This is a genomic window from Embleya sp. NPDC055664 (assembly GCF_053618075.1).
Genome location: NZ_JBSHGZ010000009.1, coordinates 31,013 through 46,239 on the forward strand (window position 1 = coordinate 31,013; position 15,227 = coordinate 46,239).

Annotated in this window: 13 protein-coding genes and 1 pseudogene; 12 read left to right on the top strand and 2 right to left on the bottom strand. The window is 72.2% G+C overall.

Features of this window, described 5'->3' with window-relative positions; all coding sequences use genetic code 11:
• Positions 1 to 194: 194 nt before the first annotated feature.
• A complete protein-coding gene (locus tag ACWGR4_RS17735; RefSeq protein WP_452133506.1) occupies positions 195 to 1,430 on the top strand; it encodes an epoxide hydrolase family protein in 1,236 nt (411 codons plus the stop codon).
• Between the two features lie 43 nt (positions 1,431 to 1,473).
• Here ACWGR4_RS17735 and ACWGR4_RS17740 read toward each other — a convergent pair whose 3' ends face one another.
• Complete coding sequence (locus tag ACWGR4_RS17740; protein WP_452133505.1) at positions 1,474 to 2,256, bottom strand: response regulator; 783 nt, start codon at positions 2,254 to 2,256, stop codon at positions 1,474 to 1,476.
• 455 nt (positions 2,257 to 2,711) lie between these two features.
• On the opposite strand from ACWGR4_RS17740, the gene ACWGR4_RS17745 reads away from it, so the two are divergent.
• The 5 genes from ACWGR4_RS17745 to ACWGR4_RS17765 all read left to right on the top strand — a co-directional run bounded on the left by ACWGR4_RS17745 (position 2,712) and on the right by ACWGR4_RS17765 (position 7,737).
• Positions 2,712 to 3,620 (top strand): universal stress protein, encoded by a 909-nt coding sequence (locus ACWGR4_RS17745; protein WP_380002507.1) that lies wholly within the window; start codon positions 2,712 to 2,714, stop codon positions 3,618 to 3,620.
• A 148-nt stretch (positions 3,621 to 3,768) separates the two neighbouring features.
• Entirely contained in the window at positions 3,769 to 5,439 is a 1,671-nt protein-coding gene (locus ACWGR4_RS17750) for a GAF domain-containing protein (protein ID WP_452134216.1), read from the top strand.
• Positions 5,440 to 5,559: 120 nt separating this feature from the next.
• A complete protein-coding gene (locus tag ACWGR4_RS17755) occupies positions 5,560 to 5,994 on the top strand; it encodes a pyridoxamine 5'-phosphate oxidase family protein (RefSeq protein WP_452133881.1) in 435 nt (144 codons plus the stop codon).
• Positions 5,991 to 6,950 carry a S66 peptidase family protein gene (locus ACWGR4_RS17760; protein ID WP_452133880.1) on the top strand — a complete coding sequence of 320 codons (960 nt, stop codon included), beginning with the start codon at positions 5,991 to 5,993 and terminating at the stop codon, positions 6,948 to 6,950. The genes ACWGR4_RS17755 and ACWGR4_RS17760 overlap by 4 nt, the downstream gene beginning before the upstream one ends.
• A 127-nt stretch (positions 6,951 to 7,077) precedes the next feature.
• The gene (locus tag ACWGR4_RS17765; RefSeq protein ID WP_380002510.1) at positions 7,078 to 7,737 is read left to right on the top strand and encodes a hypothetical protein; all 660 of its coding nucleotides are present in this window, start codon (positions 7,078 to 7,080) and stop codon (positions 7,735 to 7,737) included.
• Between the two features lie 41 nt (positions 7,738 to 7,778).
• On the opposite strand, the gene ACWGR4_RS17770 is transcribed toward ACWGR4_RS17765, so the two are convergent.
• Positions 7,779 to 8,474 (bottom strand): hypothetical protein, encoded by a 696-nt coding sequence (locus ACWGR4_RS17770; RefSeq protein WP_452133879.1) that lies wholly within the window; start codon positions 8,472 to 8,474, stop codon positions 7,779 to 7,781.
• Between the two features lie 573 nt (positions 8,475 to 9,047).
• Between ACWGR4_RS17770 and ACWGR4_RS17775 the strand changes: the two genes are divergently transcribed.
• The 6 genes and pseudogenes from ACWGR4_RS17775 to ACWGR4_RS17800 form a co-directional block, all read left to right on the top strand.
• Positions 9,048 to 9,704 (top strand): maleylpyruvate isomerase N-terminal domain-containing protein, encoded by a 657-nt coding sequence (locus ACWGR4_RS17775; protein WP_452133878.1) that lies wholly within the window; start codon positions 9,048 to 9,050, stop codon positions 9,702 to 9,704.
• Positions 9,705 to 9,757: 53 nt separating this feature from the next.
• On the top strand, positions 9,758 to 10,249 hold the full coding sequence (locus ACWGR4_RS17780; protein WP_380002513.1) for a DinB family protein: 492 nt from the start codon (positions 9,758 to 9,760) through the stop codon (positions 10,247 to 10,249).
• 253 nt (positions 10,250 to 10,502) lie between these two features.
• Positions 10,503 to 11,738 (top strand): alpha/beta fold hydrolase, encoded by a 1,236-nt coding sequence (locus ACWGR4_RS17785; RefSeq protein ID WP_452133877.1) that lies wholly within the window; start codon positions 10,503 to 10,505, stop codon positions 11,736 to 11,738.
• Positions 11,739 to 12,040: 302 nt separating this feature from the next.
• Entirely contained in the window at positions 12,041 to 13,858 is a 1,818-nt protein-coding gene (locus ACWGR4_RS17790; RefSeq protein WP_452133876.1) for a hypothetical protein, read from the top strand.
• 112 nt (positions 13,859 to 13,970) lie between these two features.
• Positions 13,971 to 14,837, top strand: a complete 867-nt coding sequence (locus ACWGR4_RS17795; RefSeq protein ID WP_452134212.1) for an ABC transporter permease — start codon at positions 13,971 to 13,973, stop codon at positions 14,835 to 14,837.
• Positions 14,765 to 15,202: pseudogene (locus ACWGR4_RS17800) on the top strand (LuxR C-terminal-related transcriptional regulator); the annotation flags it as partial. The gene ACWGR4_RS17795 and the pseudogene ACWGR4_RS17800, both read left to right, overlap by 73 nt.
• Between the last annotated feature and the right edge of the window lie 25 nt (positions 15,203 to 15,227).

Sequence of the window (15,227 nt, forward strand, 5' to 3'; positions counted from 1 at the left end):
CTGTGACACGGTGTGAGCGGCCTCACAGTCGGCCGCACACCCGGACACACTCGGGCACACACTCGGCCGCGGTATGGCGCACGTCTCATCCGTGCCCCGCCCCAACCGCCCTCGCCGCCCGACACGACCCCGGGGCGGATGTGGAAACATCCCATCGTCGGAGCCCGCTTCCCCGCCCGGTAAGGAACCACGCCATGACTGCCTCGCGCGCCTTCCCCCTGGAGCCCACCCCGATCCACGTGGCCGACGAGGTTCTCGACGATCTGCGCGCCCGTCTCGCGCTGACCCGTGCGCCGCTGGACGAGGGGAACGAGGACTGGTCCTACGGCGTCCCGGACGGCTATCTGCGCGAGTTGGTCGCCCACTGGCGAAATGGCTACGACTGGCGCAAGGCCGAGGCCGCCATCAACGCCCACGAGCACTACCGGGTGAGCGTCGCCGGTGTCCCGGTGCACTTCATGCGCAAGCCCGGCCGCGGCCCCCGTCCGATCCCGTTGATCCTCACCCACGGCTGGCCGTGGACGTTCTGGCACTGGTCGAAGGTGATCGGCCCGCTCGCCGACCCGGCCGTGTTCGGCGGCGACCCCGCCGACGCGTTCGACGTCATCGTGCCGTCGCTGCCCGGCTTCGGTTTCCCCGGCCCGCTCACCGGTTTCCCCGACGTCAACTTCTGGAAGGTCTCCGACCTCTGGCACACCCTGATGACGGAAACCCTGGGATACGAGAAGTACGCCGCCGGGGGCTGCGACATCGGCGGGCTCGTCTCCAGCCAACTGGGCCACAAGTACGCCGACCGGCTGTACGGCATCCACATCGGCTCGGGGCTGCCACTCGACTTCTTCACCGGCCCCCGCGCCTGGGACTTCGCCCGGAACCGGCCCCTCACCGACGACCAGCCCGCCGAAGTCCGCGCCCGCATCGTCGAGATGGACCACCGCTGGGCGACCCACCTCGCCGTGCACATGCTCGACGGCGCCACGCTGGCCCACGGACTGAGCGACTCGCCCGCCGGACTGCTCGCCTGGCTGCTGGAGCGCTGGAACGCCTGGAGCGACAACGGCGGCGACGTCGAGTCGGTCTTCACCAAGGACGACCTGCTCACCCACGCCACGATCTACTGGGTGAACAACTCCATCGCCACGTCGATGCGTTACTACGCCAACGCCAACCGCCACCCGTGGACCCCCGCCCACGACCGCACCCCGGTCGTACCGGCCCCGGTCGGCGTCACCCTCGTCACGTACGAGAACCCGCCCGGCATCCACACCGCCGACGAGCGGGTCCGGGCGTTCGAAACCGGCCCGCAGGCCGCGTGGTTCAACCACGTCAACGTCAACGCCCACGACCACGGCGGCCACTTCATCCCCTGGGAGAACCCCGACGCCTGGGTGGACGACCTGCGCCGCACCTTCCGTGGCCGCAGGCCCTGAAGCGGCGGGCCCGGCCCCCGGTCGCGGCGCCTCGGCGGTGCCGTCACCCGCGCCCGGGGATGCGGGACACCTCCGGTGAGGGTGCGGCCGGGCGGGCCAGGGTTCCCGCGAAGACCGCCGCCTGGACCCGGCGTTCGAAGCCGAGTTTGTGCAGCATCGTGGAGACGTAGTTCTTGACGGTCTTCTCCGCGAGATGCATACGCTCGGCGATCTGGCGGTTCGTCAAGCCCTCGGCGACCAGGTCGAAGGTGCGCCGTTCCTGCTCGGAGAGAGTGGCGACGAGCGAGTCCTCGCGGTTTCCGGTACGCACACGTTCCAGGACCTTCGCGGTGCCGGCCGGATCCAACAGCGAACGCCCGGCCGCGATCTCCCGGACGGCGCGCACCAGATCGTTGCCCCGGATCTGCTTGAGGACATAGCCCGCGGCGCCGGCCATGATCGCGGAGAACAGCGCGTCCTCGTCGTCGTACGAGGTCAGGATCAACGCGTTGATCTCCGGGAACGACGAACGCACCGCGCGACACACGTCGATCCCGCTGCCGTCCGGCAACCGGCCGTCCAGGATGGCGACATGCGGGCGCAGCGCCGGTATCCGGCGGGTCGCCTCCGCCGCCGACGCCGACTCGCCGACCACCTCGATGTCGCCCTCTGCGCCGAGCAGATCGGCCAGGCCGCGGCGGACGATCTCGTGGTCGTCCAGGAGGAACACCCGGATCGTCTCGCCCGGTTGCCCGGTCACCCGCTTCGGCGCGGAAGTTCGCGTGGCACCGGTGTCGCGGGGCAGGCGCGCCCCGGCGACGACTTCGGCGGTGGACCCGGCTTCCATGGTGTGTGCTCCCCGACAGTGACGGACACGCGCCACCCGGTCGGGTCGGCGTCGTGCTCATTCTGCGCGGGGCGAACCGCGCTCGACAGGGCCGGAGGTCCCGAACCCACCAGGGCCGAGAGACCTTGATCGGCGGCCGCGAGCGGCGGGCGCGGCCGGCGAGAGCGACGACCCGGGCCGAACGGCCCTGGGGACCGGGTACCGCGGCCCTGCCGGGCCGTCCGGATCGACGCCATGCTCGACGGGTCCGGCCGAGGACGCCGATCCCGATGCCGTCGGCGACTTTCACCTACGGGCAGGGGGGTACGCAAGGGTGCACGGGAAGAGCGACGACATCGTGCCCCGGCGGCCACTGCGACGAGAACTCCCGGACGAGCGCCGGGACTTCGGCCGACAAACCACGTCACCAATCTTACGGGTGCAGACACCTACCCCACCCGACTCGGGAGCAGTCCATGAACCACAACCCCTCGTCCGTCCCCACCCCCGAGCGCAACGGCGCGCCCCTGCGCGATCACGTGGTCGTCGGCGTCGACGGCTCCGGGCTCGCGGACCTCGCCGTCGAACAGGCCGCCGACGAAGCGGCCTTCCGAGGTGTGCCGCTGGAGGTGTTGCACGTCGTCGACCGGGCGCCGGACCGCGAGGAGGACCAGTCGGCGGCGGAACTGCGGGAGGAAGCGGAATCCCTGGTCCGAACGGCCGCCGAGCGGGCCCGGCTGCGCCATCCGGACCTGGCGATCGTCACCACGGTCGCACTCGCCCGCATCGTGCCGACCCTGGAGCAGGCCACCGACCGCGCGGCGCTCGTCGTCCTGGGCAGTCGCGGACTGGGCGGTTTCGTGGGCCTGTTGCTGGGTTCGGTGTCGTTGTCCGTCGCCGCCGCCGCGCGCTGCCCGATCCTGGTGGTCCGCGCACCGCACGCGAACGTCCCGCTGGACGCGCCCGGCACGGTCGTCGTGGGGGTGTCCGGCATCGACTGCGCCCCCGCCGTCGAGGCGGCGTTCGCCGCGGCCCAGGCGCGCGGCGTGGCACTGCGCGCGGTACACGCGTGGGCACCCCCGGTGTCGCCCGCCGCGCCCTACGCGGCCCCGTTGTGGGTCGGCGACGACGGCCGCAAGAACGCCGAGGCCACCCTCGCCGCGGCCCTCGAACCCGTCATGAACCGCTATCGCCAGGTGCCGCTGACCGAGCAGATCGTCTGCGACATCCCCACCCACGCGCTGCTCGCCGCCGGCGACGAGGCCGAGCTGGTCGTCCTGGCCGCCCACCGCCGCCACGGCCGCTTCGGGCCCAACCTCGGACGCGTCACCCACACGCTGCTGCACCACTCCAAGGCACCGGTGCTGCTGGTCCCGATCGCCTGACCGGATCCCGTCGCCTGCCGGGCCGAGAGGACGCGGCGGCCACTTCCTCGACCCGGTTTGACACGATGGTCCGGAGAAAACGTTTTCGACGGATCATCGATGGTGGGGAGGGGTTGTGGCGTCGGATCAGCGACCGGCATTGCCGCGGATGCGTCTGGACGAGTTGTTGGACGAGCTCCAGGCGCACGTGGAGGTGGTGCGTTCGGCCCGGGATCGGGTGAACGGGCTGCTGGAGGCGGTGCTGTCGGTGGGCAGCGATCTGGACCTGGAGACCGTGCTGCGCCGCATCGTCGAGTCGGCGGTGTCGCTGGTCGACGCCGAATACGGCGCCCTCGGCGTCATCGGCGACGAGGAACGCCTGGCCCGATTCCTGCCCGTGGGCATGGACCCCGCCACCATCCTGCGCATCGGCCCCTTCCCCACCGGACGCGGCATCCTCGGCCTGATCATCCGCGACCCCCACCCCCTGCGCCTGCACGACCTCACCCAACACCCCGACTCGTTCGGCTTCCCCGCCGGCCACCCACCCATGAACACCTTCGTCGGCGTGCCCATCCGCATCCGCGACACCGTCTTCGGCAACCTCTACCTCACCGAGAAACGCGGCGGCGCCGACTTCGACGAGGACGACGAGGCCGTCCTGCGCACCCTCGCCGCCGCCGCGGGCGTGGCCATCGACAACGCCCGCCTGTACGACGACGTCCGCCGCCGCGAACGCTGGCTCACCGCCAGCTCCGACCTCACCCGCAGCCTCCTGTCCGGCCAACCCCCCGCCGACGTGCTCCGCTCCTTCACCGCCACCATCCGCGAGATGGCCGACGCCGACCTCGTCACCCTCGCCGTCCCCGTACCCGGCAGCGACGACCTGGTCGTCGAGGCCGCCTCCGGACCCCTCGCCGACGGCATCCACGGCCTCGTCCTGGCCGGCGAAAGCACCCTGATGGGCAAGGTCTTCGCCTCCGGCGAGACCATCGTCACCCACCACCTCAGCCACGACCCCCGCGCCGTCGTCGCCGGCGCGGTGGGCCCCGACCTGGGCTCCGCGTTCCTGCTCCCCCTCGGCACCCCCGACAGCATCCGCGGCGTGCTCCAGGTCGCCAACCGAGCCGAACGCCCCCCACTGCCCGACGCGGTGGTGCGCATGGTCACCGGCTTCGCCGACCACGCCGCACTCGCCCTCGAAATCGCCGAACGACGCCGCGACGCGGAGTTGTTGACCGTGCTCCAGGACCGCGACCGCATCGCCCGCGACCTCCACGACCTCGCCATCCAACGACTCTTCGCCACCGGCATGACCCTCCAAAGCGCCACCCGCTTCATCGACCACCCCGAAGCCCTCGAACGCGTCGAAACCGCCGTGGACGCCCTCGACGACACCATCAAGGTCATCCGATCCACGATCTTCTCCCTCAAGACCCGCAACCGCGACACCACCACCGCACTACGCTCACGCTGCCTCCGCGAAGTCGACAACGCCACCCAAACCCTCGGCTACGCCCCCACCCTGCGCGTCGACGGCCTCCTCGACACCACCGTCCCCGAAACCATCACCGTCCACCTCATCGCCGTCCTACGCGAAGCACTCGCCAACACCGCCCGCCACGCACACGCAACCCGCGCCGAAGTACACGTCGAAACCGACGGAGCGGAGGTGTGGGTACGCGTCCGCGACAACGGCATCGGCCCACCCACACCCCCAACCCGCAACAGCGGCCTGAACAACATGCGCGAACGCGCCGAAACCCTCGGCGGAACCTGCACATTCACCCCGGCACCCGACGGCGGCGCACTCCTGGAATGGCGCGTACCGCTGCCCTGACGGCCTCGCGGGGCCGTCGGGCTCCGCGGCGCGCGGCACGTGGTACTGCGGCGCTCGATGGCGCGGGCTCAGGGCCGTTCGGCCCTGTGCCACACCCGCGCCCGGTTCGAAAGTTGAGCCATGAGCAAGCACCCACCCACGAGCCACTCCCTCGGCCGCCGAGAAACCCTCCGCCTGATGGCAAGCGAACCGATGGGACGCGTCATCGTCAGCGAGGGCGCCCTCCCGGCCGTCCACGTGGTGCCGTTCGCCCTGGACCGGGAATGCGTGGTGTTCCGCACCCCGCCCGACTCCCCCCTCGCCAAGGCCGCCCTCGACACGGTGGTCGCATTCCAAACCGACCACATCGACCCCAGGGCACACACCGGCTGGACCGGCACCATCACCGGCCACGCCTCCCGAATCGAAGACCCCACCACACTCACCCGCCTCAACCACCTACTCCCCACCCCCCACGACCCCCACCAGACATGGTTCCGAATCACCTCCGAACTCGTCACCGGCCACACCCTCCACCCCCACCCCGAAGCCGCCCATAGAAGGCTTCCACCGTGACCACCACCAACAGCCCCCGACGAACCGTCCGCCCCCCACGCCTCCACCCCGGCGACCGGGTACGCATCGTCTCCCCCGCCAGTCCACCCACCCGCGACGGCGTCGCGTACGGCGTCGAGTTGCTGACGTCATGGGGGTTGCGGGTCGAGGTGGGTGAACACGCCTTCGACCGATGGGGGTACATGGCCGGCAGGGACCGGGACCGCATCGCCGACCTGAACGCGGCCTTCCGGGATCCCGGAGTCCGCGCCGTGCTCGCGAGCCGAGGCGGCAAGGGCGCCTACCGCATCGTCAACGACCTCGACCTCGACGCGCTGCGCCGTGACCCGAAGCCCCTCGTCGGCTTCAGCGACATCACCCACCTCCACCTGGCCCTGTGGGCCCACTGCGGACTCGCCTCCCTGCACGGCCCGTTCCCGGACGGCAGCCGAGACCGGTGCGGCCCCGCCTCGACCACCGCGCTGCATCGCGCGCTGACCACCACCACGCCGGTCGTCCTGCACCGGGAGCCCACCGAGGTCACCGCCCCGATCACCTTCGGGGGCACCGCGGTCGGCGTCCTGGTCGGCGGCAATCTCGACGCGATCCGCACCGAGGCCGGAGCCGGGCTGCCCGCGCTCGGCGGAACCATCCTCTTCCTCGAACACCAACGAGGCACGGGACTGGGGGAGGTCGATCGTGCACTCACCCAACTCGCCCGCAGCGGCGCCCTGGACGGTCTGCGCGGCGTGGTGCTCGGGCAATTCCTCGGCTTCGAGCGGGACGCCGACGACCCGACCCTGGGCGGTTGGGGCATCGTGGACGTCCTGCGTGACCGACTGGGCCGGCTGGGCATCCCCGTCCTCGGCGGCATCCCCGCCGGGCACGGCCCCCACCCACCGACGATTCCGCTCGGCACCGAGGCAGCCCTCGACACCGCCGCCGGAACCCTCACGATCCAGGCGGCCGTGGTCTGAGCCCACGCTCGGCTCGAACTGCTCCGAGTGCGGCAAATGCGGTGAGTGCGGGGGCTGCCGCGAGCGCAAAACGCCTGTGCCGCCGGGGGTTCGGGATTCCCCGGGTCGGCGCGCCTACACTCCCCGCATGGCAGGACACGCGACTACGACGGCACTGTCCGATGTGCGCTTCGTGGGGCTTCGCTTCCGGCTGGTGACCCGGGGTGTGCAGCGCCCGGCGCCGGTGGAGGTGGCCGCCCTCGCGCACCACGGGATCGGGGACCTCGTCTCCTGGCGGGCGCACGCGGTGATCGAACCGCCCGAGCCCGGGAGCCCTCCCCCCGCGCCGATCACGGCCCCCGTCCCGCCGGCCGAGCCCGGATCCGTGGCCGAGGCGCTGGCCGCGATCGACCGGCGGATCTCGGGCGACCACCCGCACGCGCTGATCGCGGTCCCGCCGTTCGCCGAGACGACGATCATCCGCGAACAACGCGCGTACTGCCCGGCCCTGGCGTCCTGCGTCGTGCTGGACCTGATGACCCTGGCCGCCATCGTCCGACCCACCGCCACGCCGCAGTCCCTGGACGGCCGCCTGCGCGCCATCGGCCTCCAGCCGCCGCAGGACCGCGCGGCCACCTGGGACGCCTACGCCGTGACCCACCTGTTCCACACCCTCGTCGGCGAGGGCATCGCCGGCCGCCGCTGGTCCACCCTGGAGGACCTCGCCCGAACCGCGGGCACGTACCCGCCGCCGATCGAACCGGAGTTCCTCCCCCCGAGCGACGTACAGGAGTCCCTGTTCGACTGAATGCCGGCCGCCTGCTTCACCGAACGTGATGCCGCCGGTGATCAGTCGGGGCGCAGGTCGCCCGCGGCGTAGCGTTTGGAAATCCTGGCGCCCGTGTCGGTGCGGAGGAGGAAGTACCAGGTGCGGTCGCCCTCGTGGTAGGCGGGTTTGGGGATGTCCACGATTCCGGATTCCAGGACCAATGCACGTGCCTGGTCGGTGAGTTGATCGGCTTCGAGCGCGGCACGCAGCGCCGAGGCGGCGGCCGAGAGGTCGTGACGGGTGCCGAACGGGGTCAGTTCGTGCAGATCGAACCGCCGGTCCGGCTCGGCTCGCAGGCGAGCGATCGCATGGTGGTACATCGGCACCTCCGTCCAACCGCCGGGCGGGAGTTCGCGGTGCACCTCGCCCGACGCACCCATCGCGGACAGGATGTCCTCGGACACCAGCGGGTGCCGGACATAGGCCTCCACGACGGCCGGGCGCAGTTCCACGTCGGCAACGGCCCGGCACAGCAAGACCAGGTCACCCGGCCTGGTGATCAGGTTGACGAAGGTCTGGTCGACGAACCGCCGGGCGTCGCGGTGCTGTTCGCCGCGCCCGAAGACGAGTCGCGCGGCGTCGGCGAACACCGCGGCGAAGACGTCCTCGTGTGCCCACAACCGGGTGGCGCGCAGCCGATCCGCGAGCAATCGGTAGCGCTGGTAAGCGGATATCGACATCAACTCGTGGACCGGCATGTGGTCGTCGATGTGCATCCGCCCGCTTCCGTCGTCCCTCGCCTCGCCCGTGTGCCGTGTGTGCCGTGTGTGCCGGATCGGCGCCGACAGTCCAGCCGGCGCCGATCCGTGGTCGATCCTCACCGGGACCGACGGCCACGCCCCCGCTCCGTACCCGCGCGGGTCCAGGAGGCCCGGTGCGGTGACCGGGAGGGTGCCGAGCCGACGACGATCACGCCGGTCGCTTCCCCGATCGTGTGGGTACAGCGTTCGCTCGCGCCCAGGCATCGCGGGCACGACATGGCGCGCCGACGTCGCCCGTCGCCGGCACCGTCCCCCGCCTCGCCACCCGGCGTGTTCTTCGCCGCCCCGGTCGTCGTACGCATGTTCGCTCCCATTCGGTGAGGCCGATCGCCCACACCAGAAAAACCGCCCTCACCGCATCACGCATACGCACGACCGGACCGCGTCGGCCCCACAGGGCACACGTCCCGGGGAAATCCCCGCTCCGACCCACGCACCCGTGCGGGTGAACGGCCCGGTCGCGACCGATCCATATCGCGCCGGGCAAAAGCGTTTGTCGGGTGTTGTGGTGCGCACTACCGTGCCGGTGTGGATCTCTTCTCACGCTCGTGGACGGCGTTGCGCGCGGCGGTTGCCGGGCTTTCGGACGAGGACTTCGCCCGGCCGTCGGGGTGTACCGGCTGGCTGGTGCAGGACCTGGTGTGCCACCTGGTCATCGACGCGCAGGACGTCCTGATCACACTCGTGACGCCCGCCGACACGGAGCCGACGCGCGATGCGGTGACGTATTGGGAGGTCGCCGAGACGCCGCCGACCGGTGACGATCCGCTCGATGCGCTGACGGTTCGGCTGGCCGCCGCGTACCAGGATCCCGGGTTGCTCAAGTTCCACCTCGACGACGTCGGCTCGGCCGCCGGGCGTGCGGCCGAACTGGCCGATCCCAAGCTGCGGGTCGGTACGCGGGACCAGGTGCTCACCGTGGCCGACTACCTGTCCGTGTACGTCCTGGAGTGGACCCTGCACCACCTCGACCTGATCGCAGACCTCCCGGACGCGGCGGCCCCGCCCGCCGAGGGGTTGGCCCGGACTCGCGAGCTGCTGGAGCGGATCGCCGGGGCCTCCTTCCCGGCGTCGTGGTCGGACCGGGACGCGCTCCTGGTCGGTACCGGGCGGCGGGCGGCGACGGATGGGGAGCGGGCCGAACTGGGTGATCTCGCGGCGCGGCTGCCGCTTTTCCTCGGCTGACGGTTCGGGGCGGGGCTCGCGGGGTGCGCCGGGGGCGCTGTTAGGGTCCGTCGATGACAAGAATCGTGCCCTACACCGGTGCCGAGAAGGAGAGTCTGCTCGCCAGTCTCGATCGGCATCGCGATGCGGTCCTGTGGAAGCTCGACGGTCTCGACGACGACGCGCTGCGGCGGCCGATGACGCCCTCGGGGACCAATCTGCTGTCCCTGGTCAAGCACTTGGCGGCGGTCGAGTACGGGTGGTTCTGTACGACTTTCGGGCGCGAGAGCGAACCGCTGTGGTTCGACCCGGAAGACGACATGACCGTGCTGCCCAGCGAGTCCACGGCCGACCTCGTCGCCTTCTACGGCCGTGCGCGTGTCGCCGCCGACCGGGTCGTCGACGAACTCGGCCTGGACGACGTCGGCACGTCCTGGAACGGCAATACGGTGTCCCTGCGCTGGGTCCTGATCCACATGATCGAGGACACGGCGCGGCACGCCGGCCACATGGACATCGTGCGCGAACTCCTCGACGGGGCGACCGGCGACCACCCGCGTCCCTGATTCCGCCCGCCGCGACTCGGCCCCGGTGCGGCGTGGAGGCTACTTCCGGGGGAGCATGGGCTTCGCCGGGCCATGCCGCCCACGGAGCACGCGAGGAGCCTTCTCCCGTCGGATGCGGGCGCCGGGGGGCGCGGGCGAGAGTTGTTCTCGTCAGGGCGGCTGCGTGGGGCGGAGGCGTCCGCCCCACCCGGTGCACCGCCGCGTCCGGGCCGGGTCGTGTACCGGCGCTTTCGACCACCGACGGGGAACTGCTGTGGAGCACCGACCAACCGAGAACGGCACCGACGACGAAGCCGGGCCCGAAGTCGGCACCGATACCGGCACCGATGGCGGCACCGTTGGGGCGGAGGGTGGCGGTCGGGGCGACGAGGCCGGCTCGGCCGCCGAGGCCCGGCCGGGCGGGGCCGACTCGACCGCGACGGTGACCGATGCGGGTGCCGGTGTCGGCGTCTCCACGGCCGACCCGACCTCGGACGCCGACCATCCGGCCACGGACCCGCCGTCCGGCGGAACCCCGCCGCCCCGGACGCGGTCGCGGCTTCGCCGTTGGGGGCGGCGGATCGCGTTGACCTGCTTGGTGACGCTGGTCGCCGTGACGCTCGCGTCGTTCACGTACAACGCGTTCACCGACGACCGGGCCGACCCACCCGAGGGGCTGACCTACGTTCAGGCGGCCGACATCCGTACGCGCTACCAGACGTGGGGCACGTCCGGGTCGCCCGTCGTCCTCGTGCACGGTGCCTTCGAGTCCGTCGACACGTGGTCGCGGCTGGCTCCGCTGCTGGCCCGCGACCACCGGGTCTACGCGCTCGACCTGACCGGATACGGCTACAGCCAGCGGCGCGGCCCGTACACGGTCGACCACCTCACCCGGCAGCTCCTGGGCTTCCTGGACGCGATGCACCTGGGTGGTCCGGGTGAACGGCCGCTGCTGGTGGGCCACTCCAGCGGGGCCGCGATGGTCGCGGAGGCGGCCCTGCGCGCGCCCGAGCGGGTCGGGGGGATGATGCTCCTCGACGGCGACGCGCTCGACACCGGCGCCGGTCCGCCGTCCGCGCTCAAGTACGTGCTGATCGACCCGTTCCGCACCAGCCTGCTGCGGATCGGGCTCGGGACGGACTGGCTGATCCGGAAGGTGTACGGCTCGCAGTGCGGACCGCAGTGCCCTCGGCTCGACGGCGCGGGGGTCGACCAGTGGCGGCGGCCCTTCCAGGTGGCGGGCGCCGAGGGCGCGCTGTGGAGCATGCTCGGCGAGGGCGTGTTGGGTATATCCGCCGAACGCCTGCAGCGGCTGCGCGACGTGCCCATGCCCAAGTCGGTGGTCTTCGGCGCGAACGACGACGTGTTCGATCACAAGACCCCCGCCGAAACCGCCGACCGCATAGGCGCCCCGCCGCCCACGCTCATCCCCAAGTCCCGCCACCTCCCCATGATCTCCGCCCCGGAAGCGGTAGCCACCGCGATCGACGCGGTCCCGGCCCGGCAATAGCCGGCAACCGACGGCCGGGCCCTGCTCGGCTCGCGCCCGGTGCCGACCCGCGCCCCGGGAGAATCACCCGATCGAGGCCGTCGTAGGGGCAACGGTCGTGCTCGAACGCGACATCATCGACACCATGCCCGGCGAACCGACGGCCGGGGTCAACGGCTCGCACGTGTTGTCGATCGCCCCGACGCCTCGATCATGACCGGCTTCGCACACGCTCGCGGTCCGGCGCGACAGCGCCCCGACGGCCGTCCACCCGCCGAACCGGAACATCGAAGCGGAACACCGACCCGGAACCCAAGGACGACATGACCGGCACCACCACGCCCACCCTCACATCCGACGCGCTCCCGGACGTCACCGCGCCGTCGGAGCCCGCCGGCCCCGGCCGGGGCCTCGCCCGCCGGACCCGCCTCCTCGACCACCTCGCCATCGCCCTCCCGGTGCTGATCCTGGCCGGCATGGGGTGGCACCGGCGGTGGATCACCGACGACGGGTTGATCTACGTACGTGCGGCCCGGCAGATCCTCGCCGGCAACGGGCCGGTGTACAGCCCCGGCGAGCGCGTGGAGACGTCGACCGGCACGTTGTGGCAGTGGCTGCTGGTGCTGCTCGACGCGTTCGTCCCGGGCGATCCGGCCCGCGTCGCCGTCTACGCGGGCCTGGTCCTGTCGGTCGCCGGGTTGTGGCTCGCCCTGTCGGGCACCCGTCGGCTGCTGCGCGCGGAGACCGGCCGGGTCCTCGTCCCCGCCGGCGCCCTCGTCCTGGTCGCGCTGCCTCCGGTCTGGGACTTCGCCACGTCGGGGCTCGAAACCGGCCTGCTCGTCGCCTGGATCGGCCTGTCGTGGTGGTTGCTGGTCGGAGGCGATCCCCGGGCGTGGTCGACTCGGCATCGCCTCGGCGTCGCGGCGGTGTTCGGGCTCGGTTTCCTGATCCGCCCCGAACTGGCCGCGACCGCGCTGGTGTTCCTGATCGCCCTGGCCCTGGTGTCCGGATCGGGACGGCGTGCCGTCGTGGCGATGTTCCTGGCCGCCGGCGCACTCCCCCTGGCGTACCAGGTTTTCCGCATGGGCTTCTACGGCCTGCCCTATCCGATGCCCGCCGTCGCGAAGAGCGCGACGCGCCTGTACTGGGGGCGCGGTTGGGACTATCTCCTCGACGTCGACCGGCCCTACCGCCTGTGGATGCCTACCCTCCTGATCCTGGCGGTCGTGGCGCTGCTCCTGCTCCGCCGCCGCCCGCGCGAGCGACGCACGTCGATCGTCGGTGCCGCGCCGGTCGTGGCCGCGCTCGTCCAGGCGCTGTATGTCGTGGGCGTCGGCGGCGACTTCATGCACGGTCGTATGTGGGTGCCGGTGCTGGTGCTGATCCTGCTGCCGGCCCTGCTCGTGCCCGTGGACCGTCGCGCGGCGGCCGTTCTCGTGCTGGTGCCGGTCTGGGCCGTCTGGTGCGGCGTCTCGTTGCGGTCCGGTCTGACCACCACCGACGGGCCGCGTCCGGGGGTGTACCAGACCTGGAACGAGCGCATGGTGTACGTGAATTGGACCAGGACCACCAACCCCACCACGTCGTACGCACACAGCGAGACTCTCCCCGGGCTGCGCGCGGAGTTGTTCCGCATGGATGCCCAGGGCCGGCATCTTCTGGTGCTGGACGGCAACCACCTCTCCGCGGCCGGCGGCGTGCCGCCGTTGCCGCTGCGACCCGAAGTGCGGGCCGCCGAGGGCCTGGTGATGGGGCGCCTGGGCGTCGGCGGCGTGGTCACCCCGCTGAGCGGGATCGTGGTGGACGTGTGGGGGCTGAGCAATACAGTCGGCGCGCACATCGAGCGCACCCAGCACGTCGCCGCCGGCCACGAGAAGCTGCTTCCCCCGGCCTGGAACGTCGCCCTCTACGTCGACCCGGCCGCCTGGTCGCAGATCCCGCCGAACGCGGCATCCCCGGAGGACATCCGCGCCGCCCGGGCCGCTTTGGACTGCGGCGACCTGAAGGAGTTGGTGCGCTCCACGACGGAGCCGATGACACCGGGCCGATTCCTGCGCAACCTCACCGGCTCCTTCGACCGCGCCCGGCTGACCATCCCGGCCGACCCGAAGGCGGCGGAACGCAAGTTCTGCCGCCGCTGACCCGACCCGGCCGGCGCCGAGACACCACCGCGCGGGGGTGTGGTTCTCCGCAGGTGGACCCGGCGCTCGGCCCCATGTCGCGGCCGAGGGCGTGCGCGGGGTGTACGGGCGGATGCACGCCCCGGATACCGTGGCGCTGCACGGTCGGGGCGCACCGCTGCGTGCGCGCGGCAGCCTCGTCGCGGACCGGCCGGCCGGCGCCGCGCCTGGATCGCGGCCGCGCCGGCCGGCCCGGCGGAGGCGGTCGTGGCGGCGAAGCGCGCGCGGGCCCACGGGATCGGCCTCGGCGACCGGACCCCGCGACGGGGAGGCCGCCGCACGCGGGGACGCCGCCGGGGCCTCGTTGGACCTGGTCACCTACATCCTGCTCGACTTCGCCGGGATCTCGGTGCTGGTCGGGGTGTTCCCGATCGGCAACACCTCCTCGACACTGATCGCCGCACGCACGCGACAGAGCGGGTTGTTGCGCGCCGTCGGCGCCCGACGCGGGCAGGTGAACCGGTTGGTGCTCGGCGAGGCCGGGGTGTTGGGCGTCGCGGGTTCGACGCTCGGTCTGGCCCTGGGCGTGGCACTGGCGGTCGGGCTGATCCGGCCGGTCGGGCCGGTCGGCGACGCCCCGGCGGTGGGTGGGCCGACGGTGCGGCCGGGTACGCCGGTGGTGGTGCACGCGGTCGGGGTACTGATCACCCTGGCGGCGGCCTGGCTGCCCGCGCGCCGGGCCGGCCGGGTACCGCCGATGACCGCCCGCCCTGCTGCGGGTGGCCGCCCCGGCCGATGCGCGGTCGCCGCAAGCCCGAACGGTGCTCGCCGCTGTGGCGGGTGTCCTCGGCGGGGGTGCGCTGCTGCTCGCGGTCCGGGCCGACGAACTCGCCGCCGCCGGGGCGCTGCTCGCGGTCGGCGTACTGCCGCCGGCAGCCGGGTGTCGGTGTGCTGGTCCTGTCCCAGTACATCGAAAGGCGCTACGCGGTCGAGCTGTTGATCCAGGACGGCGCGGCGGTCGGCTATCTGCTCAAGGACCGTGTCGCACACGTCGACGACTTTCTCGACGCGCCGGCCCGGGTGACCACCGGCGGCGCGGCCTTCGACCCGGAGGGGGTCCGCCAACTGTTGTCCCGGACCACCCACACCGACCCCCTGGACCGGCTGACCGCCCGGGAGTCCGAGGTCCTGGCGCACATGGCCGAGGGCCGCACCAACGCGGCCGTCGCCAAGGCCCTGCACATATCGCAGAGCGCCGTCGAAAAGCACGCGAACGCCATCTTCGACAAACTGGACCTGCCACACGGCCCCGAAACCGGGTACAGCCGCCGGGTCCTGGCCATCCTGCGCTATCTGGGCTCCTGACCCCGCCACGAGCGTCGACGGGCCG